Consider the following 21,204-nt stretch of genomic DNA (forward strand, 5'->3'; position numbering starts at 1 on the left):
GCCATGGCGCACGGTTTCGAAGACCGAACCGGAAGGGCATGCTGGAAGCCATGAATCGAAGCCAGATCACCGAGCAGATCATCGCCGCCCGCATCGCGAAAGGCTTGACGTGGCAGGAGTTGGCCGACGCGATCGACAGGCCGGTGGTCTGGACCACCTCGGCACTGCTGGGCCAGCATCCCATTCCTGCCGAGCTGGGCACCGTCCTGGCGGGGTTGCTTGGGCTGGACTCGTCGGCGGTGCCGGTACTGGCCGCAGTGCCGATGCGCGGCGGGCTCACTGCCCCGCCCACCGACCCGACCATCTACCGGCTCTACGAGGCGGTGGGCGTCTACGGTCCGGCCATCAAGGAACTGATCCATGAGCAGTTCGGAGACGGCATTATGAGCGCGATCAACTTCAGCCTGGACTTCGAGCGCAAACCGCATTCGGGCGGTGACCGGGTGGTGATCACCTTCGACGGTAAATTCCTTCCCTACGAATGGAATTCAGCGGACTGAGTGCCCGCTGATGGTTGATCGCCCGGCGGCCGGCGCCCGGCCCCCCACCGCAGACCTGGTGCTGTCCGGCGGGGGAGTGCGCTTTGTGGGACTGGTCGGCGCGGTCGTCGCGCTGATGGACGCCGGCTACTCGGTGCAGCGCATCTCCGGGGTGTCCGGCGGCTCGGTGGTGGGCACGATTCTGGCCGCCGCTGTCCAGGGTGACCAGTTGACCCCGGCTCAGCTCAAGGAACTGGCGCTGTCGGTACCGCTGCGCGCCTGGCGTGACGCGGGGCCGATCCCCGTGGTGGGACCGGTGTGGGGATTCTTGCGCGACAGCGCCCTCTACCGCGGAGATGTCGCCCATGCGTGGATCCGCAGCGAGTTGGCGAACCTGGGAGTGCGTTCCTGGGGCGATCTGGCCTACGACGCTGACAACCTGGCGCCCGAGCGGCGCTACCGTGCGGTGGTCACCGTGACCGACGTGACCACCGGGCAGTTGGTCCGGCTGCCGTGGGACTACCGGCGGGTCTATGGCCTCGATCCTGACGAGCAATCGGTCGCCGACGCGGTGCGGGCCTCGATGGCGGTGCCGTTCTTTTACCGCCCGGTGACGCTGACCAGCTCCCACGGCCTGCGATCCACCCTGGTAGACGGTGGAGTGCTGTCCAATTTCCCGATCTACACCTTCGACCGGCTCGACGGCCGCCCTCCGCAATGGCCCACATTCGGCATCACGGTGGTCCCCGAACTCTCCGACGGGTTGGGCGCCATGGTCCCGGTGCTGCGGCCGCTGCGGCTGTTCGGACAATCCCTGCTGTTGGAGAACCTGATCAGCACCATACTGGTCGGCCATGACCAGACGTACCTGAACCAGCCGGGGGTCAGCGTGCGGGCCATCAAGGTCAACTCCACCGACGTCAGTGTGCTGGACTTCGACATCTCCCGCGACCGGCTGGAAAAGCTCTACGACAACGGTTACGCCGCCGCAACCGATTTCCTGTCGACCTGGGATTGGCCTGCCTACCTGCGGCGCTTCCGCGCAGCGCGCTACCCCGAGGCCGACTAGATCAATCCGGCGAGCGCAGGCTCAGCTGCGGTGCTTGCCCAGTTCCGCGCTGGCATCGCCGAGCCGCACCGTGATGTCGGTGTTGCCGGCGGCCTCCAATTGCTCGCGGCCCCGCAGCCGGTCCTGGATCTCGCGGGCTGCCCCGTTGATCCGCTCGATCTCGCCGCGGAACATGTCCGGACGGGTTTCCTTGCTTGCGTAGTGGAAGTAGCTGAGCAGGCTGCGCAGTAGCTCCAGCTTCTGCTTCTCCCGCTTGGCCAGGTCATGTGTCGTCATCAACTCGACCCGACGTACCGGAGGCAGGTCGGCCCAGTCCAGGACCACCTTGTTCTCGTAGCGTGCCTGCTTGCCACGCCGCCCGAACCAACTCTTCGGCTCGCCGGGGCTGTCGGCGTAGCTGATGGTTCCGGTGAAGCGCGATTCGATGCCTTCGCCCAGCTCGGCCCGGTCGATCGCCGAGTCCCACACCGTGCGCCACTCCTGGTTTGGGGCCAGCACGGTCAGTTCTTCGGGCAGCTGCAGGGCTACCACGTCGGCGTAGCCGTCCGAGGCGGTCTCGTAGCGCGCCACGGTGGGGGGCTGGCTGAACGAGAACCGGATGTCGTAGGCGGCGGTCTTGCCGAAGTTGCGGACCACCAGCTCGATGACGTGCCAGTCGGCGGCGTGTGGCTCCATGAACATCGCCACGTGCGGGCGGCTCTGCTCGGCGGCCAGCCGGCGGTTGCGCTGCAGCTGACGGTTCAGATAGAGCAGCGCCAGCACGGTGATGACGATGGCCAGCCATGCGGCCCACGCCAGCCAGGCATCTGCGCCCGCGTGCGCGACGTCATACAAGCGGTCCTCAACTGATCCCATCAGCCATCCCCTCATCCGCCCATCAGCATGCGCCACCGGTCCAGGCTTCCGGCGCTGAATACGTAGTTGGACCGCTTGACTTCCGAGAGCGCGGCGCTCGGGTCGGCGGAATACCAGTGGCCGGGGAACACCGTCGGGTCGCCCGGCAACGCAGCCAACTGCTGCAGGCTGCGATACATCTCGTCGGAGTCCCCGCCCGGAAAGTCGGTGCGGCCGCAGCCCTCCAGGAACAGAGTGTCGCCGGCCACCAACCGGCCATCCAGCAGGAAGCACTGGCTGCCCGGCGTGTGGCCGGGGGTGTGCAGGAGCTCGATGTCGATGTCGCCGACACTGACCCTGTCGCCGTGGTCATGTGCGGTCAGGTCCGACAGTGGGATCTCTGTCACCCGCGAAACCCACTGAACCTCATGGGTGTTCACGTGCACGGGGACGCTGACCCGCTCCAGAAGCTCGGCCAGGCCCTTGAGTTCGAAGCCCATCATCTTGCCGCCCACGTGATCCGGGTGGTGATGAGTGACCAGCACGCCGGACAGGCGCATGTCGTCGGCCTCAAGGATGTCGAGCAGATCCCCAGCGGCATAGGCCGGGTCGATCACCACAGCGTCGCCGGTCTGTCGATCGCCGATCAGGTAAGCGAAGTTGCGCATCTGCGCAGCGATCGGGTCGCCGGCCGCGAAATCGCGTCCGGAGAGCAGCTGGCGGAAGTACAGCCGGTCGGAATCGGGCACGCCCTTCAGCCTAAAGCAGCCCGACGATGGCAAGTGCGGCATATGCAGTGTTGGACCCGCCCGTGAAAGCGTCCTGTCGTCGCGGTTTGGCGACCTCGTGGGCGAGGTTGTAACCTTCTACAGGCTTGCAGCGCCCGAAGGGGTTGCTGTGGGTGACCGCCCCCTTAGCTCAGTCGGCAGAGCGTTTCCATGGTAAGGAAAAGGTCAACGGTTCGATTCCGTTAGGGGGCTCGGTGGACGCCAGTCGGTGCGCCGACTAGCGCCGATCGGGGCGGTGTAGCTCAGCTGGTTAGAGCGCACGACTCATAATCGTGAGGTCGGGAGATCGAGCCTCCCCACCGCTACTGCAAGCAATACGACATGTGAAGAGGGACAGACGTGGCCTCCAGTACTGATGTGCGGCCGAAGATCACCTTGGCCTGCGAGGTGTGCAAGCACCGTAACTACATCACCAAGAAGAACCGCCGTAACGACCCCGACCGGCTGGAGCTGAAGAAATTCTGCCCCAACTGCGGCAAGCACGAGTCGCACCGCGAATCTCGCTAAGCAGGCCGAGCCGTGTCGTTGGCTGATCGCCTCGCCGGGAAGCACTACCGCTATCCCGACCACTACGAGGTGGAGCGGGAAAAGATCCGCGAGTACGCGCACGCGGTCAAGGCGGTCGACCCGGCCAGTCTCGACCTGCGCGCGGCGGCAGGGCTCGGTTACGAGGGCTTGGTGGCCCCGCTCACCTATATCTCGGTCTTCGGCCACATGGCCATTTCTGGGTTCTTCGAGCACTGCGGCGTCGAGGTGTCTGACGCGCAGATCGTTCAGGTCGACCAGAAGCTGGAGTTTCTCCAGCCGATCAAAGAGGGCGACCGACTGTATTGCGACGTGTCGGTCGAGTCGATCCGTCGTGCGCACGGTACGGACATCATCATGACCAAGCAGGTTGTCACCAACCACGCCGGTGACATCGTGCAGAAGACGTATACGACGCTGGCGGGTCGCGCCGGCGATGGAGATAAGGGTTTCACCGATGGCGTTGCGTGAGTTCAGTTCGGTCAAGGTCGGCGATCAGCTGCCCGAGCGGGTCATCCCGCTGTCGCGACAGGATCTGGTCAACTACGCCGGTGTGTCCGGTGACCTCAACCCGATCCACTGGGACGACGAGATCGCCCAGCAGGTGGGGCTGGACACGGCCATCGCTCACGGCATGCTGACCATGGGGCTCGGTGGCGGTTACGTCACGGCCTGGGTGGGTGACCCGGGTGCGGTGACCGAATACAACGTGCGCTTCACCTCGGTGGTGCCGGTGCCCAACGACGGCAAGGGCGCTGAGATCACCTTCAGTGGCCGGGTGAAGTCGGTGGATCCCGAATCGAAGACGGTGAGTATTGCGCTCACCGCCACCACCGGTGGCAAGAAGATCTTCGGGCGGGCGGTCGCATCCGCAACGTTGGCCTAGGGACGCGCGGCGATGGCAATCAAAACTGATATCCGGGGCATGATCTGGCGATACCCCGAGTCGTTCGCGGTGGGCCGCGAGAAGATCCGTGAGTTCGCCCGGGCTATCAAAGCCGAGGATCCGTCCTGTTTCGATGAGGCCGAGGCCGCCAAACTGGGCTACGACTCGCTACTGGCGCCGCTGACCTTCGTGGCAATTCTGGCGAAGCTGGTGCAATCGGACTTCTTCAGGCACGTCGACACCGGCTACACAACTATGCAGATGGTTCAGGTGGACCAGGGGTTCACCTACCGCAAGCCGATCAAGGCCGGCGACACGCTCTACGCCCGGATGGAGATCGCCTCGGTCAATGAGCGTTTCGGTGCCGACATCGTCACCACCCGCAACATCTTGACCAATCAGGACGGCGATGTGGTGCTGGAGGCCTTCACCACGATGATGGGTCACGACGGCGACGATTCGGTCAATCTCCGGTGGGACGCCGAATCCGGTCAGGTAGTCCGAACAGCCTGATTAGTAACTGGCCCACGCGGCGAGGTACACTCAGATTTCGGGGTTTTCCCAGCATTAGCGCGCTTTCCGTGATGCGAACGGGGGGCGCGCGAATTGTGTGAGCCGGAGACGGCACACAGGTGAAGCACCCGAACCCATAGGTTGGTGCGCCAACCGCGAAGGGGCGTAGCTCAACTGGCAGAGCAGCGGTCTCCAAAACCGCAGGTTGCAGGTTCAAGTCCTGTCGCCCCTGCTGACGTGCCATGGTGGACACTGGACATCATGCGCGGAACGGCAACGAGGTAAGCGCGAACAACGAAGGAGCATGCGGTGACCGACGAGCTCGACCGTCCCGACGCCGCAGCCGACGGCGACAGCGATACCGAATCCGGTAGCGGCAGTCGCACGGCCGTGGCGAACAGGCAGGTCGGCGACCCGCTGCGGCCCACGGGCAAGCGTTCCCGGCGCCGTGTCGGCGGCGACGCCGACGTGGACTCGACTGCCATCGAACTGGACGCCGAAGACGCCGCGGACGCCGAGAAGGCCAAGAAGAAGAAGGCCAAGAAGAAGGCCGAAGGTCCCTCGCGCAACCCGTTCGTCTACGTCTTCAACTTTCTCAAGCAGGTCGTCGGCGAACTTCGCAAGGTGATCTGGCCGAACCGCAAGCAGATGGTCACCTACACCGCGGTGGTGCTGGCTTTCCTGGTCTTCATGGTGGCGTTGGTCGCCGGGGCAGACTACGGATGGGCCCGCCTGGTGCTGCTGGTGTTCGGCCAGTGAAGTTATAGGAAGGACTGACAACCGTGACTACCTTCGACGGCGACACGCCTGCGGGCGAGCCGGTCGACGTGGCGGAGGCCGCGGAGGACTCCGTGACGGAGGCGACCGAGTCGCCCGAGGCCGCCGAGGCGGCTGAGTCTCCCGAGGCTGACGCTGAGGCCCCCGAGGCCGCCCAGGACGAGCCGGCAGAGGAGCTCGACCCCGCGGTCGCGCTGAAAGCCGAACTGCGCGCCAAGCCGGGCGACTGGTACGTCATCCACTCTTACGCCGGTTACGAGAACAAGGTGAAAGCCAACCTCGAGACCCGCGTGCAGAACCTTGACGTCGGCGACTACATCTTCCAGGTGGAGGTGCCCACCGAAGAGGTCACCGAGATCAAGAACGGCCAGCGCAAGCAGGTCAACCGCAAGGTGCTGCCGGGCTACATCCTGGTTCGGATGGACCTCACCGACGACTCCTGGTCGGCGGTGCGCAACACCCCCGGCGTGACCGGCTTCGTCGGCGCCACCTCGCGGCCGACCTCACTGCCGCTGGACGACGTCGTCAAGTTCCTGTTGCCGCAGGGCGCGGCTAAGAAGCAGGCTCGTGCCACCGCAGGTGCCGCCGCGTCCGCCCACGAGGGTGGTCTGGACCGGCCGGTCATCGAGGTCGACTACGAGGTCGGCGAGTCGGTCACCGTCATGGACGGACCGTTCGCGACGCTGCCGGCCTCCATCAGCGAGGTCAACGCCGAACAGCAGAAGCTCAAGGTGCTGGTGTCGATCTTCGGTCGCGAGACACCAGTGGAACTGGCCTTCACCCAGGTCTCCAAGATTTAGTCAGTACGAAAGGAACATCCCTCATGGCCCCGAAGAAGAAGGTCACCGGGCTGATCAAGCTCCAGATCAAAGCCGGCGAGGCTAACCCCGCGCCGCCGGTCGGACCCGCGCTTGGTCAGCACGGCGTGAACATCATGGAATTCTGCAAGGCGTACAACGCCGCGACGGACGGCCAGCGCGGCAACGTCATCCCCGTGGAGATCACCGTCTACGAGGACCGCAGCTTCACCTTTGCGCTTAAGACCCCGCCCGCGGCCCGGATGCTGCTCAAGGCAGCCGGCATCGCCAAGGGTTCGGCGGAGCCGCACAAGACCAAGGTCGCCAAGGTGACCTGGGACCAGGTGCGCGAGATCGCCGAGACCAAGAAGGCTGACCTCAACGCCAACGACATCGAGGCCGGAGCCAAGATCATCGCCGGAACCGCCCGCTCCATGGGCATCACCGTCGAGTAGTTAGCACTACCCCCGTGGGAGGGCCAGCTTCGGCCCGCCGACCACAACCAACCATGAGATTGGATAACCCATGAGCAAGACCAGCAAGGCCTACCGCGCCGCCGCCGAGAAGGTGGATCGCGACAACCTCTACACCCCGCTGCAGGCCGCCAAACTGGCCAAGGAGACGTCGTCGACCAAGCAGGACGCCACCGTCGAGGTCGCCATCCGGCTCGGTGTGGACCCGCGTAAGGCCGACCAGATGGTCCGCGGCACCGTCAACCTGCCGCACGGCACCGGTAAGACCGCCCGCGTCGCGGTGTTCGCGGTCGGTGAGAAGGCTGAGCAGGCTATCGCCGCCGGCGCCGACGTGGTCGGCAGCGACGACCTGATCGAGAAGATCCAGGGCGGCTTCCTGGACTTCGACGCAGCGATCGCCACCCCGGACCAGATGGCCAAGGTGGGCCGTATCGCCCGCGTGCTGGGCCCGCGCGGCCTGATGCCCAACCCCAAGACCGGCACCGTGACCCCCGACGTCGCCAAGGCCGTCGCGGACATCAAGGGCGGCAAGATCAACTTCCGGGTGGACAAGCAGTCCAACCTGCACTTCGTCATCGGCAAGGCGTCGTTCGACGAGAAGAACCTGGTGGAGAACTACGGGGCCGCCCTCGACGAGGTGCTGCGGCTCAAGCCGTCGTCCTCCAAGGGCCGCTACCTCAAGAAGGTCACCATCTCGACGACGACTGGCCCCGGTATTCCGGTGGACCCGGCCGTTACCCGCAACTTCACGGCTGAATAAGACACCACGAAAAAGCCCCCGCACGCTAGCGCGTGCCGGGGGCTTTTTCGTGGTGCTGTGGGAGTCAGTCGGCTTGCTTGGCGTAGCTGACCAGGCTGACATCCAGCACCTCGTCGGTGAAGTAGTACTCGCAGCCACGCAAGTACTTCATGTAGCGCTCGTAGACCTCTTCGGACTGGATCTCGACAGCCTCAGCGTGGTGGGCTTCCAGCGCGTCGCCCCAGATCCTGAGGGTCTTGATGTAGTGCGACCGCAGCGAAAGTGCCTCGGGCACAGCAAAGCCGGCCTTCTCACCGTGATCCACCATCATCTGGGTGGTGGGCAGCCGCCCGCCCGGGAAGATCTCGGTGAGGATGAACTTGATGAACCGGGCGGTCTCGAACGTCAGCTTCTTGCCGCGTGCGTTGAGCTCGTAGGGATGAAAGCTCACGCTGCTCTGGATGGTCATGCGGCCGTCGGCCGGCATGATGTCGTAGGAATTCTTGAAGAAGTTGTCGTAATTCTCGAATCCGAAGTGCTCAAACGCCTCGATGGAGACGATCCGGTCCACCGGGTCGTGGAACTGCTCCCAGCCCTGCAGCAGGACCTTCCGCGACCGGTCGGTGTCGATGTCGTCCAGCAGACTCTGCGAGTAGGCGTGCTGGTTCTTCGACAGGGTCAAGCCGATCACGTTCACGTCGTACTTCTCGACAGCGCGCTTCATGGTCGCGCCCCAGCCGCAACCGATATCGAGCAGCGTCATCCCGGGCCGCAGGTCCAACTTGTCCAGATTCAGGTCCAGCTTGGCGATCTGGGCTTCTTCCAGGGTGGCGTCCGGCGGCTCGAAGTACGCACAGCTGTACATCCGGGTCGGGTCCTGGAACAACGCGAAGAAGTCATCGGACAGGTCGTAATGGGCCTGAATGTTCTCAAACTTCGGACGCATATCCGCGGTCGGTATCGCTTTGTCCACCATCTGTGACTGCTTGCCTTCCTGATGAAACCCGCTCAGACCGGACCCATTGGGAGTTGCGTGATCGGCACCGGTCAACTGTTGAAGCTTAGCGGGTCGACGGTGGATCGGATGGCGTCAAACCGCCAGGCCGATCCGAACTATTTCTGCAGCGTGTACTGGTGGACACTGGTGTTCCCGTTGCGGAACAGTTCCACACAGCCGTTGAGGTACTTGTCGAAACGGTCGTAGGCCTCCTGGCCCTGCACCTCGATAGCCCGCTCCTTGTTGGCCTCCAACATCGCCGCCCAGTCCTGAAGAGTGCGTGAGTAGTGGAACCCGATCTCGTCGTCCCGAGTCACGGTGAATCCGGCGTCGGCGGCGTACTTGCGGGGCAACCACGCCGACGGAAGCTGACCGCCGGGGAAGATCTCCCTCATGATGAAGAGCGTGAACTTGGCCAGCGACATGGTCATCGGAATGCCCTTGGCCTGCGCCTCGTCCTGACCGCTGATCGCGGTGATCGTGTGCAGGAGCATCCGGCCGTCGTCGGGCAGCGCGTTGTAGGTGATGTCGAAGAAGTCCGGCCAGCGGTCGCGGCCGAAGTGCTCAAATGCGCCGATCGACACGATCCGGTCCACCTTGTCGGTGAACTCCTCCCAGCCCTGCAGTCGCACCTCGACGTTGCGTTTGGTGTCGACCTTGGCCAGCTTGTCGATGGCGTATTGACGCTGCTCACCACTGAGGGTGAGTCCGATGACGTTGACGTCGTACTTCTCGATCGCGTGCTGCATGCAGGCCCCCCAACCGCAGCCGATGTCGAGCAGCGTCATACCGGGCTCCAGGCCCAGTTTGCCCAGCGCCAAGTCGAACTTGGCGATCTGAGCTTCGTCGCAGGTGGTGTCCTTGTGCGGGTAGAACCCGCAGGTGTAGCCCATCGTCGGACCAAGGAACAGCTCGTAGAACTCGTTGGAGATGTCGTAGATCGACTGCAGTTCTTCGTACTTCGGTTCCAGCTTGGGCATGGTTTAGTTCGCTCGCGATCTTCTCTGAATTGGGGGGAGAGTGTGCCCAGAATACCGTTGCGGTTCTGTTATGAGCACTTCGGTGTGGCCTTGACCACTTGACGGCCACCGTACGGTCTGCGGGCCAGACTACCGTGCAGCGGCAAATGTCGTGGTCAACTCACTGATAACCGGGTCCCACAACTCTTCGGGCAGGTCGTGGCCCATGCCTTCGAACAGCACCAGTCGGGCGCGATCGATGGCGTCCGCCACCGCGCGGCCCCCCGCCGGACGCATCAGCTTGTCCGCCAGTCCGTGGATGACCACGGTCGGTGCGGTGATCAGCCGGTCATAGGCGGCCAGACTGCCGCTGGCCAGGATCGCGCCGAACTGCCGTGCGATGCCCCACGGATAGTAGCTGCGTTCGTAGGCCTCGAGGATGTTGGCGCGCAGCCTGTGCTCGGGCGCGGGGTATCCGGGACTGCCGATGATTCGGCTGGCCCGCACCGCGTTGTCGATGATCACTTCGCGGGGCGAATCCGGGGATGGTCCGGTCAGCAGCGCGAGCAGCGCCCGCGGCGCCGGCGGCGGTAGAAACGGCCGGTTGTTGCTGGAAAAGATGATGCCCAGTGAACGGGTCCGTTCTGCGAAGCGGGCTGCGAAAACCTGCGCGATCATGCCGCCCATCGAGGCGCCGACCACGTGGGCCTGATCGATCTCCAGGTGATCCAGCAGGGCGGCGGCGTCGTCGGCCATGTCCTCCAGGGTGTAGACCGCCGGGCTGGGCTTGCCCAGCCAGAACCGCGCCATACGCGGGACCAGCCCGCCGCGGGAATGCTCGCGGCCCAGCTTGCTCGACAGCCCGACATCCCGATTGTCGTAGCGGATCACCCGAAGTCCCTGGGCCACGAGCTTCTCGCAGAACCCGGTTCGCCACAGCAGTAATTGGGCCCCCAGGCCCATCACCAGCAGCACCGGCGGGTCCCCTGGATCTCCGAGATCCTCATAGAAGATCTCCAGATCGCCCGAGCGGGCAGTACCGATGCGCTTCTCCACCGCGGTCACGCTCCCGAGTCCTTGTTGTCGTCTTTGTGCTCACGGCTGACGTCCACCATGAAGTTGGCGAAGTAGCCGGTCAGCTGTGGATCGGACATCATCTGCCAGCGTGGCGCCAACAACTTCATATAGCGCTCCACGTAGAGAAACTGCTTGCCGATCAGCACCAGCTCACGCGGCAGCTTGACGTCGTAGGCATCGGCCAGGGCGCCGAGTTGCTTGCCGATGTCGGCGTAGGACATATCGCCCAGCGATGTCATGGTCAGCGGTGTGGCGAACGCCTCGAGATCCTTGGCGGCCTGGCCCTCGGGCTTGACGGTGCCGACCGCGCCCATCAGCACCACGATCTTGCCGGCTGCGGCGTGATCCTTCTTGACCAGCAGTGCGTAGACCAGTTCGCGCAGCAGCCAACGGGTGCGCGGGTCGATCCGGCCCATGATTCCGAAGTCCAGGAACACCACCCGGCCCTGATCGTCCACCAGCAGATTTCCCGCGTGCAGGTCGCCGTGAAAGAGGCCGTGCCGCAGCCCGCCCTCGAAGGTGGAGAACAACAGTGCCTTGACCAGTTCCACGCCGTCGAAGCCGGCCTTGCGGATGGCGGGGGCGTCGTCGATGCGCAGGCCCGACACCCGCTCCATGGTCAGCACCCGCTCGCTGGTGAAATCCCAGTACACGTCGGGCACCTTGATATTGCGGCCCAATGGGGAGGCGTGCAGATGCGACACCCAGGTCTGCATCGACTGGCCTTCGATGCGGAAGTCCAGCTCCTCGGCGAGGTTGTCGGCGAAATCTGCGATCACATCGCCGGCCGACAGGCGGCGGCCCAGTTTGGCCAGCTCGACCAGCTGCGCGAAGCGCTTGAGGATCTGCAGGTCGGCGGCAACCCGGCGGCGGATGCCCGGCCGCTGGATCTTGACCACGACCTCCTCGCCGCTGTGCAGGGTGGCGAAGTGCACCTGGGCGATGGACGCCGACGCGATCGGGGTCTCGTCGAACGCCGCGAACAGCTCCTGCGGCGCGGCGCCCAGTTCTTCGACGAACAGGGCGTGCACCGCATCGGGATCGGCGGGGGGGACGGAGTCCAGCAGGCCGCGGAACTCCCGCGACAGCGGTTCGCCGAACGCACCGGGGCTCGAGGCGATGATCTGTCCGAACTTGACGTAGGTGGGCCCCAACGCGGCGAAGGTCTGCGGCAGCTCGCGGATGACCTTCTGCTGAATCGGTCCGGGCTTGAGCAGCCGGGTGAAAACCCGGGTGACGGCGCGGGTGAGCTGCCATCCCGTCGCGCCGATGCGGGCCGCCTCGACCGGCAGCGGGACCCGGTCCAGCTGGGCCACCTGGCGGGGTGCGGTCGAACTCATGGCTGCAGTCTGCCAAATCAGCGCCGGAAGTTCTCCGCCAGCCGGGCCCCAGCCGACGACTCAGCCACCTGCGGGCCGATCTGCTGAGCCCCGAGCGCCGCCGGTTGCCGAAAGGCCCCGATTCACGGGTGCGCATCCGTAGGTTTGTGCCATGCGGATCCTCGAGGTCGAGTCGACCGAGAAGTTCGTCGGGCCGGCGAGCGCGCCGCTACAGCTGGTCCGGATCGGCTACCGCGGCGCCGCTGAGCCCACGCCCGTGCGAATCGAGGGCGACGGTCTGGCCGGTCATGCGGTGGCCGAACCCGGCGACGGCGTCATCGAGGTACCGGTGCACGTGGCCGACGCGGTGCCCGGCCAGCAGCGCAACGCCCGCGTCAACGGCACCGATTTCACCTTCACCGTCGCCGAACCCGGCTGGACTGTGTTCATGGTCGGCCACTTCCACTACGACCCGGTGTGGTGGAACACCCAGGCCAACTACACCAGCGTGTGGACCGAGAACCCGCTCGGCGCGTGCCGCCAGACCAACGGTTTCAACCTGGTGCGCGGCCACCTGGACTGGGCACGCGACAATCCCGACTACAAGTTCGTCCTGGCCGAAGTCGACTACCTCAAGCCGTACTGGGACACCCGCCCACAGGACCGAGCCGAGCTGCGCGGGCTGATTGAACAGGGCCGGGTCGAGGTGATGGGTGGCACCTACAACGAACCGTCGACCAACCTCACCGACGCCGAGACCACGATCCGCAACCTGGTCGCCGGGATGGGCTTTCAGCGCGACATCATGGGCAATCCGACGGGGCCCTCCACCGCCTGGCAGCTCGACGTATTCGGCCACGACCCGCAGTTCCCAGGCCTGGCCGCCGACGTCGGACTGACTTCCAGCGCCTGGGCGCGCGGTCCGTTCCACCAGTGGGGGCCAATGGCCGACCAGGGCGATCCGCGCCGCATGCAGTTCCCCAGCGAGTTCGAATGGATTGCGCCCTCGGGGCGCGGCCTGCTGACCCACTACATGCCCGCGCACTACGCGGCCGGCTGGTGGATGGACGCCAGCGCGACTCTGGCCGACGCCGAGGACGAGGTCTACCGGCTGTTCGCTGAGATGAAGAAGGTGGCCGCCACCCGCAACGTGCTGCTGCCGGTGGGTACCGACTTCACGCCCCCCAACCGCTGGATCACCGAGATCCACCGGGACTGGAACACGCGCTACACCTGGCCGAAGTTCGTGTGCGCCCTGCCCAGCGAGTTCTTCGCCGCGGTGCGCGCCGAACTGGCGCAGCGCGGCGCTGACCCATCCCCGCAGACCCGCGACATGAACCCGATCTACACCGGCTGCCACGTCTCCTATATCGACACCAAGCAGGCCAACCGGGCCGCCGAATCGGCGGTGCTCGGTGCGGAACGCTTCGCGGTGTTCGCCGCGGCGCTGACCGGAGTGGACTACCCGGAGGCGGCGCTGGCCAAGGCCTGGTCGCAACTGTCCTACGGGGCCCACCACGACGCGATCACCGGTTCGGAGGCAGACCAGGTCTACCTGGACCTGCTGACTTCCTGGCGCGACGCCTGGCAGCTGGGCGCCGAGACTCGCGACAACGCACTGGCGGCGCTGTCGGGGTTGGTCGACAGCGGCGCCGGCGATGCCAGTGCAGTGGTCTGGAATCCGGTGGCACACGACCGCACCGACATCGTGACCGTGCGCCTGCAGACGCCGCTGCCTGCCGGTGCACACGTGATCGCTCCCGACGGCACCCAACTTCCCGCCCACGTCGAACACGGGGGCACCACGGTCAGCTGGCTGGCCAGCGATGTGCCGTCGTTGGGCTGGCAGGCCTACCGACTGACGCCCGGACCGGACGTCGGGGGCTGGCAACCGGTGACCGGCACTCGGATCAGCAACGAGCTTCACCAGCTGACTGCGGACCCGGAGCGGGGCGGGGGGATCAGCTCGTGGCGGCACCGGGGGCGCGAGATGGTGATCGATGGTGGGCTGGGCAACCAGCTTGCCGTCTACGACGAGTACCCCCGGCACCCGCAATCCGGGGAAGGGCCGTGGCATCTGGTGCCCAGCGGCAACCTGTTCACCTCGGCGGTCGCTCGCGACGTGACGGTTCAGGCCTATCGGGGGCCGCTGGGAGAGCGGCTGGTGGTGTCCGGGCGGATCCGCACCGTGTTGACCTACACCCAGACTGTGACGTTGTGGCAGGGCGTTGACCGGGTGGATTGCACCACCACCATCGACGAGTTCACCGGCGCCGACCACTTACTACGCCTGCGTTGGCCCTGCCCGGTCCCCGGCGCCATGCCGGTCGCCGAGGTGGCCGATGCCGTCATCGGGCGAGGCTTCGGACTGCTGCATGAGCCCAGCGGGCGCGCGGTGGACACCGCCCGACACCCCTGGACCCTCGACACCCCCGCCAACCGGTGGTTCGGCCTGTCCGCGACGGCCCGAATCAGCGCCGGCGGCGGCAGTCGGGCGGTCTCGGTCGCTGAAGTCGTCACCCCGAACGGCCTGACGGCACCGCGGGCACTGATGGTCGCGCTGGTGCGTGCCGGTGTCACCGCCACCTGCTCGGACGCCGAGGGACCCCGTTACGGCAACCTCGACGTCGACTCCAACCTGCCCGACACCCGGATTGCCCTGGGCGGGCCGGACCGCAATGCCTTCACTCGCGCCGTGTTGACCGCCGCCGATCCGGCCTACACCGCAGAACTGCAGCGCCAGCTTGAGCGGCACGGCACGGCACGGGTGTGGGTGCCGGCGGAGACATCCCTCTCCGAGGTCTGGGTTCCCGGCGCCGACCTGACCGGACCGCGGGCGCTGCCGGTGCTGGTGGTCGCTGCCCGCGACGACGACGCCCTGCACTCCGAGATCACCCGAGTGGCCGAGGAGTTGGCCAGCGCCGAGATCGTGGTGCACCAAGATGCGGACGCGGCCATGGAACCCTTCGAGGCGCGCACCGTCGCACTACTCAACCGCGGGGTGCCAAGTTTCGCGGTGGATTCGGCGGGCACCTTGCACACCGCGCTGCTGCGATCCTGCACCAGCTGGCCGTCGGCGTCGTGGACCGACGACCCGCGCCGCACCGCTCCCGATGGCAGCGCTTTTCAGCTCCAGCACTGGACGCACACCTTCGACTACGCGCTGGTGGCCGGCGACGGCGATTGGCGCCATGCGGCGATCCCCGCACGCAGTGCCGAGTTCGCCGACCCGCTGCAGGCTGTGGCGGTAGCGGGAGGCGATGGCCGGCTGGCGGCGAGCGGTTCGCTGCTGCGCCTCGACCCGGGCGGTGGCGTCGTACTGGGGGCGCTCAAGGCGGCGGGCAACCCGACGGCGTGCGGCAGCGCGGAACCCGTCGACCCGACGACCGTCACGCTGCGGTTGGTCGAGACCCGCGGCGCCGACGTCGCCGTCACCTTGTGCAGCGACGTGGGGACGTTGACCGTGTTGGGCCGGGCGGACCTGCTGGAACAGTCGTATGACCATCCGGCACCGGACCGGCTGCACGGCTACGAGGTCGCCACCATAACTGCGCGCCTCGGTGCCGAAGCCCTCGGCGCCAGTGCCCGGCTGGCGCCCGAGGCCGAGGCGGCCCAGCCGCTCTACGCCCGCTATTGGCTGCACAACCGCGGTCCGGCGCCGCTGGGTGGCCTGCCGATGACCCCCGCGTTGCACCCGCACCGGGTTGCGGCGCTGCCGGGCACGAGGCTGTCGCTGGACCTGACCGTCGCCAGCGACTGCGTCGACGCGGTCCTGTCGGGCACGCTGACGGTCCAGTGCCCCGCGGGTTGGACCAGCACGACCACCCGGCAGGCGGTGCGGTTAGCGGCCGGTGACCATCAGAGCATCCCGCTGGCGGTGACCGTCCCAGACGACATCAGGCCGGGGCTCTATCCGGTGCGCGTCCGGCTGGACCCCACCGGTGACATGTCAGGGGCCTGGCGACAGTCGGTCGAAGATGTGACGGTGGTGCGTGTCGCGGAACCGGGTCGTGACCGGTTGCTGTACATCGATGATCCAGCCGGGGTGGAGGTCATGGCCGGGCGGTCAGCGCGCCTCACGGTCACCGTGGGCACCGACGCGCACGCGGACCTGGCGGTCGAAGCGCACCTGATCAGTCCCTGGGGTACCTGGGAGTGGGCCGGCCCGGCGGTGCTGGGTGCTGTGGTGCCGGCGGGCGGGCGCGTGCAGGTGGGTTTCGACATCGCGCCACCGGTGTGGGCGCGCCCCGGGACCTGGTGGGCGCTGGTCCGGGTGGCCGGCGCGGGAGCGCTGGCGTATTCGGCGGCGGTGCGCATGGCGGTCCTGGCACCGGCAGCGGTGGGTGGGGACTGATGGCCGGCATCCTCGCGCTGGACGTCGGCGGTACCAAGATCGCCGCCGGCCTGGTGGACCCCGACGGATCGCTGGACTACACCGCCACGCTGCCCACCCGTGCCTCCGAGGGCACCGAGATGGTGTGGTCGGTGGTGGCAGAGCTGATCGAGGACGTCGTACAACGGGCGGGTGGCCGGGTGGACGCCGTGGGCATCGGTTCGGCCGGGCCCATCGACGTCCAAGCCGGCACCGTAAGCCCGGTGAATATTCCGGGCTGGCGTGGTTTCGCGCTGCGTGACCGGGTGGCGGCCGCGGTGCCCGGGGTGCCGGTCCGATTGGGCGGCGACGGCGTCTGCATGGCCCTGGGCGAACACCGCTACGGCGCGGGGCGGGGTAGGCGGGCCATGTTGGGCATGGTGGTCTCGACCGGGGTGGGCGGTGGCCTGGTGTTTGACGGGTCCCCCGTGCTCGGACGCACCGGCAATGCCGGCCATGTCGGGCACGTGGTCGTCGACCCTGACGGGGATCGGTGCCGGTGCGGCGGTCGCGGCTGTGTGGAGACCATTGCCTCCGGACCGTCGATGGTGCGCTGGGCACTGGCCCAGGGGTGGTCGCCGGACACCCGGGACGGGACCCGCGCCGACGCAAAGACACTGGCAGCGGCCGCCGAAGCCGGGGACCCGGTGGCACTGCGTGCGTTCCGGCGCGGCACCGACGCGCTGGCGGTGATGATCGCCTCGGTGGCAGCGGTGTGCGACCTGGATCTGGTGGTGATCGGCGGGGGAGTCGCCAAGTCCGGTGCCTTGCTGTTCGGCCCGTTGCGGGAGGCGCTGGCCGAGCGCGCCCGACTCGACTTCCTGGTCGGACTCCAGGTCGTGTCCGCCCAACTCGGCGGCGACGCGGGGCTGGTGGGTGCAGCCGCGTTGGCCATGCTGCGTTGACTCTGCGCTGGCGGCGGCGCAGTGCGAGTAGGCCCCGCCGTGGACGCAGAGTCAACGCAGGGATGCGGGCCGTTTTGGCTGATCGGGCTTCGTCACGTTATGGTGTGAGGCGATCCACCGAAGACCGTAGGTCACCGAGCAATCGGTTGAAGGTCCGGGAACCTCCCGGCGGCCCACGCAGGAGGACGAGGCACCGGCTCCGCCGGCACACACTGTGACGCCCCGACCGCATCCTGCGTCGGGGCGTTCGTTATTTCCCGGGTGGCTCACTTGAGACAAGTACAGCGACACCGAGGAGGTATGCATGGCGCGGGCTGACAAGACCGCCGCCGTCGCGGACATCGTCGAGCAGTTCAACGGCTCGACCGCCACCGTGATCACCGAGTACCGCGGTTTGACGGTTGCGAACCTGGCGGAGCTTCGGCGTTCGCTCAGCGGCTCGGCCACCTACACGGTGGCGAAGAACACGCTGGTCAAGCTGGCCGCCGCGGAGGCCGGAGTCGAAGGGCTCGACGAGTACTTCGCGGGCCCGACGGCGATCGCGTTCGTCCAGGGCGAGCCGGTTGACGCCGCAAAGGCGATCAAGAAGTTCGCCAAGGACCACAAGGCGCTGGTCATCAAGGGCGGCTACATGGACGGTCGCGCATTGACCGTCGCCGAGGTCGAGCGGATCGCCGACCTGGAGTCGCGCGAGGTGCTGCTGGCCAAGATGGCCGGTGCGATGAAGGGCAACCTGTCGAAGGCCGCCGGCCTGTTCGCCGCTCCGGCGTCGCAGATGGCTCGCCTGGCAGCTGCCCTGCAGGAGAAGAAGCCTGCCGCCGAGGCCCCGGCCCCGGCTGCGGCCGAAGCTCCGGCCGAAGCCGCCGAGGCGCCCGCCGAAACCGAAGCCGCGGCCGATGCCGCCGAGGCTCCGGCTGAGGCCGCCGAATAACTAGGTACAGAACCAACCCCACTTCCTAAACGGAATCAGAAAGGACCGAAATCATGGCCAAAATTTCCACCGAAGAGCTGCTCGACGTCTTCAAAGAGATGACTCTGCTGGAGCTGTCGGAGTTCGTGAAGCAGTTCGAAGAGACCTTCGACGTGACCGCTGCCGCTCCGGTCGCCGTTGCCGCCGCCGGGGGCGCCCCCGCCGCCGCTGAGGCAGCCGAGGAGCAGTCCGAGTTCGACGTCATCCTCGAGTCGGCCGGCGAGAAGAAGATCGGCGTGATCAAGGTAGTCCGCGAGGTCGTCTCCGGCCTGGGCCTCAAGGAAGCTAAGGACCTGGTCGACAGCGCTCCCAAGGCGCTGCTGGAGAAGGTCACCAAGGACGCTGCCGAGGACGCCAAGGCCAAGCTCGAGGCGGCCGGCGCCACCATCACCGTCAAGTAGTTCGTTCTACCGTCAATGCCCCCGGAACCCACGAGGTTCCGGGGGTTTTGTCTGTTCAGGCCCGAGCGGCCGCGGCGGCCAGCGACTGCGCCGCCCGCTCGGGGGTGTCACCCAGGGCGACCAGCAGACTGATCGTCATCGGGCTCAACACCTGGATCGCTGCGGTAAGACCGTGGTCGGCGTCACCGAAGAAGCCGGCCAACTCCAACATCATGAATCCATGCATCACCGTCCAGAACTGCGCGGCGGCCGCCACCACGGCGCCGTCGGCGCTTTCGGGCGTGGCCGCCGTGAGCCGGCCGGCCTCGATCGATCGCTGGACGCCGCGAACCAGGTGCGCGAAGCTGGGCACCTCGACGTCGATCTGATCGGTGCCCAGCGTCAGCATGTTGTGGGCTGGGGCGTTGATGCCGTGCGCGCTGGTACTGCCGAACATCAGCCGGTACAGGTGCGGCCGCCCGATCGCGAATGTGCGGTAAACGATTCCGGTGGACAACAGGTCGGCCACCGGATCGTCGGTCGGAGGGAGCGTCAGCGCCGCATCGAACTGGCGCAGACCTTCCTCGGTGACCGCGGTGATCAGCTGGGGCAATCCACCGAAATGCGTGTAGACCGCCATCGTGGACGTGCCGGCGGCGGCAGCGATCTTGCGCGTCTGCAGAGCGTGGGGCCCGTGTTCGTCAAGCAGTGCCAGGGCCGCGACCAGTAAGTCCTCTCGCACGGTCCGCTCCCGTTGCACAGTCACGGTTGCCATCGTCGCACAGCCGGCGTACGGTACCTATAATCCTGAAATAACACTGTTATGGAGCCTGTGTATGTCGCTTGAAGCCACCCGCGCCGACCAGGCGACCAACCCCTACCTGGAGGATGTTCTGGCCCCGGTGAGCGCCGAACTCACGGCCACCGACCTGCGCGTCACCGGGCAGATCCCGGACTACCTCGACGGCAGATACCTGCGCAACGGCGCCAATCCCGTCACCGCAGCCGATCCCGCCACCTATCACTGGTTCACCGGTGACCCGATGGTGCACGGCGTGGGGCTGGGACAGGGGCGCGCGCACTGGTACCGCAACCGCTGGGTGCGTACCCCGGGGGTCTGCGCTGCGCTCGGCGAACCCCTGCCGGGGCGCATCGGCGTTCGGGCCGGGATGCAGTCGGTCGGCCCCAACACCAACGTGATCCGCCACGCCGGCAAGACGCTGGCACTGGTGGAGGGCGGCGTGGCCAACTACGAACTCACCGCTGACCTCGACACGGTGGGCACCTGTGACTTCGACGGCACGCTGCGCGGGGGCTACACCGCCCACCCGCACCGTGACCCGGTGAGCGGCGAGCTACACGCCGTCTCTTACTCGTTCGCCCGCGGCAAGACCGTGCAGTATTCGGTGATCGACACCGCCGGGCGTGCCCGCCGCACGGTCGACATCAAGGTGACCGGGTCGCCGATGATGCACGACTTCTCACTCACCGACAAGTACGTGGTGGTCTATGACCTGCCGGTCACCTTCGATTCGGCCAACGTGCTACCGGTCAATATGCCCCGCTGGCTCAAGGCGCCCACCCGCAAGGCGCTGGGCGCGCTGGTCGGCAGGTTTCGGGTGCCGGGTCCGGTACTTGCGATGGTCAACCGCGACAGCAGGCCACCGGCCGGGTTGCCGTACGCATGGAACTCCGATTATCCGGCGCGCATCGGTGTGATGCCGCGGGAGGGCGAGCCCACAGTGCGATGGTTCGACGTTGAACCCTGCTATGTCTTTCATCCCCTGAACGCCTACACCGAGAGCTCGGCGACGGGCCAGGAACTGCTGGTGCTCGATGTGGTCCGCTACGCGAAGGTGTTCGACGAAGACCGGCGCGGCCCCGGGGACGCACCGCCCACGCTGGATCGCTGGACGATCAACCTCGACACCGGCGCGGTGCGCACCGAGTCGCGCGACGACCGGCCGCAGGAATTCCCGAAGATCAACGAATCGCTGCTGGGGCGCAAGCACCGCTTCGGCTACACCGTCGGCATCGACGGCGGGATTCTGGGTGACACCCAGGCGGCGATGTCGACCGCGCTGTACAAACACGACTACCTGACCGGCTCGAGCCTGACCGCCCCGATCGACCCGCAGTTGGTGATCGGTGAGATGTCCTTCGTTCCGCGCCCCGGCGGCAGCGCGGAAGACGATGGACTGTTGATCGGTCTGGCCCACCACCGTGGCCAGGACGAGGGGCAACTGGTGATCCTCGACGCCGCCACGTGTGAGTCGGTAGCCACCGTGCACCTGCCGCAACGGGTCCCGATGGGCTTCCACGGAAACTGGACACCTGCCGACTGA

General features: G+C 66.7%; 22 protein-coding genes and 3 tRNA genes. 18 read left to right on the forward strand and 7 right to left on the reverse strand.

Annotated features, from left to right (window positions below; genetic code table 11):
* Positions 1 to 50 precede the first annotated feature (50 nt).
* Positions 51 to 500 (forward strand): cyanase, encoded by a 450-nt coding sequence (gene cynS, locus G6N09_RS11470; RefSeq protein WP_456320060.1) that lies wholly within the window; start codon positions 51 to 53, stop codon positions 498 to 500.
* 10 nt (positions 501 to 510) lie between these two features.
* Positions 511 to 1,548, forward strand: a complete 1,038-nt coding sequence (locus G6N09_RS11475) for a patatin-like phospholipase family protein (protein ID WP_083022769.1) — start codon at positions 511 to 513, stop codon at positions 1,546 to 1,548.
* A gap of 21 nt (positions 1,549 to 1,569) precedes the next feature.
* Here the strand turns inward: G6N09_RS11475 and G6N09_RS11480 are convergent, their stop codons facing one another.
* Together G6N09_RS11480 and G6N09_RS11485 are read right to left on the reverse strand one after the other, a co-directional pair.
* On the reverse strand, positions 1,570 to 2,403 hold the full coding sequence (locus G6N09_RS11480; protein WP_083022770.1) for a DUF8453 domain-containing protein: 834 nt from the start codon (positions 2,401 to 2,403) through the stop codon (positions 1,570 to 1,572).
* 11 nt (positions 2,404 to 2,414) lie between these two features.
* Complete coding sequence (locus G6N09_RS11485; RefSeq protein ID WP_244959504.1) at positions 2,415 to 3,131, reverse strand: MBL fold metallo-hydrolase; 717 nt, start codon at positions 3,129 to 3,131, stop codon at positions 2,415 to 2,417.
* Between the two features lie 158 nt (positions 3,132 to 3,289).
* On the opposite strand from G6N09_RS11485, the gene G6N09_RS11490 reads away from it, so the two are divergent.
* The 11 genes from G6N09_RS11490 to rplA all read left to right on the forward strand — a co-directional run bounded on the left by G6N09_RS11490 (position 3,290) and on the right by rplA (position 7,901).
* Positions 3,290 to 3,362, forward strand: a tRNA-Thr gene (locus G6N09_RS11490).
* Positions 3,363 to 3,401: 39 nt separating this feature from the next.
* Positions 3,402 to 3,475: transfer RNA gene (locus tag G6N09_RS11495), tRNA-Met, on the forward strand.
* Between the two features lie 34 nt (positions 3,476 to 3,509).
* A complete protein-coding gene (rpmG, locus tag G6N09_RS11500; protein WP_024440978.1) occupies positions 3,510 to 3,677 on the forward strand; it encodes a 50S ribosomal protein L33 in 168 nt (55 codons plus the stop codon).
* A 12-nt stretch (positions 3,678 to 3,689) separates the two neighbouring features.
* Complete coding sequence (gene hadA, locus G6N09_RS11505) at positions 3,690 to 4,166, forward strand: (3R)-hydroxyacyl-ACP dehydratase subunit HadA (RefSeq protein WP_083022772.1); 477 nt, start codon at positions 3,690 to 3,692, stop codon at positions 4,164 to 4,166.
* Complete coding sequence (gene hadB, locus G6N09_RS11510) at positions 4,153 to 4,581, forward strand: (3R)-hydroxyacyl-ACP dehydratase subunit HadB (RefSeq protein WP_083022773.1); 429 nt, start codon at positions 4,153 to 4,155, stop codon at positions 4,579 to 4,581. Before hadA ends, hadB begins: the two co-directional genes overlap by 14 nt.
* Positions 4,582 to 4,593: 12 nt before the next feature.
* Positions 4,594 to 5,094, forward strand: coding sequence for a (3R)-hydroxyacyl-ACP dehydratase subunit HadC (gene hadC, locus G6N09_RS11515; protein ID WP_083022774.1), 501 nt, complete (start codon positions 4,594 to 4,596; stop codon positions 5,092 to 5,094).
* 159 nt (positions 5,095 to 5,253) lie between these two features.
* Positions 5,254 to 5,326, forward strand: a tRNA-Trp gene (locus G6N09_RS11520).
* A 77-nt stretch (positions 5,327 to 5,403) separates the two neighbouring features.
* Entirely contained in the window at positions 5,404 to 5,853 is a 450-nt protein-coding gene (gene secE / locus G6N09_RS11525) for a preprotein translocase subunit SecE (RefSeq protein ID WP_083022775.1), read from the forward strand.
* Between the two features lie 23 nt (positions 5,854 to 5,876).
* Positions 5,877 to 6,671 carry a transcription termination/antitermination protein NusG gene (gene nusG, locus G6N09_RS11530; RefSeq protein WP_083022776.1) on the forward strand — a complete coding sequence of 265 codons (795 nt, stop codon included), beginning with the start codon at positions 5,877 to 5,879 and terminating at the stop codon, positions 6,669 to 6,671.
* 23 nt (positions 6,672 to 6,694) lie between these two features.
* Complete coding sequence (rplK, locus tag G6N09_RS11535; RefSeq protein ID WP_083022777.1) at positions 6,695 to 7,123, forward strand: 50S ribosomal protein L11; 429 nt, start codon at positions 6,695 to 6,697, stop codon at positions 7,121 to 7,123.
* 70 nt (positions 7,124 to 7,193) lie between these two features.
* Entirely contained in the window at positions 7,194 to 7,901 is a 708-nt protein-coding gene (gene rplA, locus G6N09_RS11540; protein WP_083022778.1) for a 50S ribosomal protein L1, read from the forward strand.
* Positions 7,902 to 7,965: 64 nt separating this feature from the next.
* Here rplA and G6N09_RS11545 read toward each other — a convergent pair whose 3' ends face one another.
* The 4 genes from G6N09_RS11545 to G6N09_RS11560 all read right to left on the reverse strand — a co-directional run bounded on the left by G6N09_RS11545 (position 7,966) and on the right by G6N09_RS11560 (position 12,253).
* Positions 7,966 to 8,856, reverse strand: a complete 891-nt coding sequence (locus G6N09_RS11545; protein WP_083022836.1) for a cyclopropane mycolic acid synthase family methyltransferase — start codon at positions 8,854 to 8,856, stop codon at positions 7,966 to 7,968.
* A 137-nt stretch (positions 8,857 to 8,993) separates the two neighbouring features.
* A complete protein-coding gene (locus tag G6N09_RS11550; protein WP_083022779.1) occupies positions 8,994 to 9,857 on the reverse strand; it encodes a cyclopropane mycolic acid synthase family methyltransferase in 864 nt (287 codons plus the stop codon).
* A gap of 129 nt (positions 9,858 to 9,986) precedes the next feature.
* Positions 9,987 to 10,892 carry an alpha/beta fold hydrolase gene (locus G6N09_RS11555; RefSeq protein ID WP_083022837.1) on the reverse strand — a complete coding sequence of 302 codons (906 nt, stop codon included), beginning with the start codon at positions 10,890 to 10,892 and terminating at the stop codon, positions 9,987 to 9,989.
* A gap of 5 nt (positions 10,893 to 10,897) precedes the next feature.
* A complete protein-coding gene (locus G6N09_RS11560; protein ID WP_109558797.1) occupies positions 10,898 to 12,253 on the reverse strand; it encodes an ABC1 kinase family protein in 1,356 nt (451 codons plus the stop codon).
* Positions 12,254 to 12,404: 151 nt separating this feature from the next.
* On the opposite strand from G6N09_RS11560, the gene G6N09_RS11565 reads away from it, so the two are divergent.
* The 4 genes from G6N09_RS11565 to rplL all read left to right on the forward strand — a co-directional run bounded on the left by G6N09_RS11565 (position 12,405) and on the right by rplL (position 18,880).
* On the forward strand, positions 12,405 to 16,586 hold the full coding sequence (locus G6N09_RS11565) for a glycoside hydrolase family 38 N-terminal domain-containing protein (RefSeq protein ID WP_083022780.1): 4,182 nt from the start codon (positions 12,405 to 12,407) through the stop codon (positions 16,584 to 16,586).
* Positions 16,586 to 17,509, forward strand: a complete 924-nt coding sequence (locus G6N09_RS11570; protein ID WP_083022839.1) for an ROK family protein — start codon at positions 16,586 to 16,588, stop codon at positions 17,507 to 17,509. Before G6N09_RS11565 ends, G6N09_RS11570 begins: the two co-directional genes overlap by 1 nt.
* Before the next feature lie 304 nt (positions 17,510 to 17,813).
* Positions 17,814 to 18,440 (forward strand): 50S ribosomal protein L10, encoded by a 627-nt coding sequence (gene rplJ / locus G6N09_RS11575; RefSeq protein ID WP_083022781.1) that lies wholly within the window; start codon positions 17,814 to 17,816, stop codon positions 18,438 to 18,440.
* Positions 18,441 to 18,493: 53 nt separating this feature from the next.
* Positions 18,494 to 18,880: a 50S ribosomal protein L7/L12 gene (rplL, locus tag G6N09_RS11580; protein ID WP_083022782.1), complete on the forward strand. Its 387-nt coding sequence runs from the start codon at positions 18,494 to 18,496 to the stop codon at positions 18,878 to 18,880.
* Positions 18,881 to 18,935: 55 nt separating this feature from the next.
* Here rplL and G6N09_RS11585 read toward each other — a convergent pair whose 3' ends face one another.
* Positions 18,936 to 19,634 (reverse strand): TetR/AcrR family transcriptional regulator, encoded by a 699-nt coding sequence (locus tag G6N09_RS11585; protein WP_083022783.1) that lies wholly within the window; start codon positions 19,632 to 19,634, stop codon positions 18,936 to 18,938.
* A gap of 61 nt (positions 19,635 to 19,695) precedes the next feature.
* On the opposite strand from G6N09_RS11585, the gene G6N09_RS11590 reads away from it, so the two are divergent.
* The gene (locus G6N09_RS11590; RefSeq protein ID WP_083022784.1) at positions 19,696 to 21,204 is read left to right on the forward strand and encodes a carotenoid oxygenase family protein; all 1,509 of its coding nucleotides are present in this window, start codon (positions 19,696 to 19,698) and stop codon (positions 21,202 to 21,204) included.

The organism is Mycolicibacter minnesotensis (genome assembly GCF_010731755.1).
Taxonomy (GTDB): domain Bacteria; phylum Actinomycetota; class Actinomycetes; order Mycobacteriales; family Mycobacteriaceae; genus Mycobacterium; species Mycobacterium minnesotense.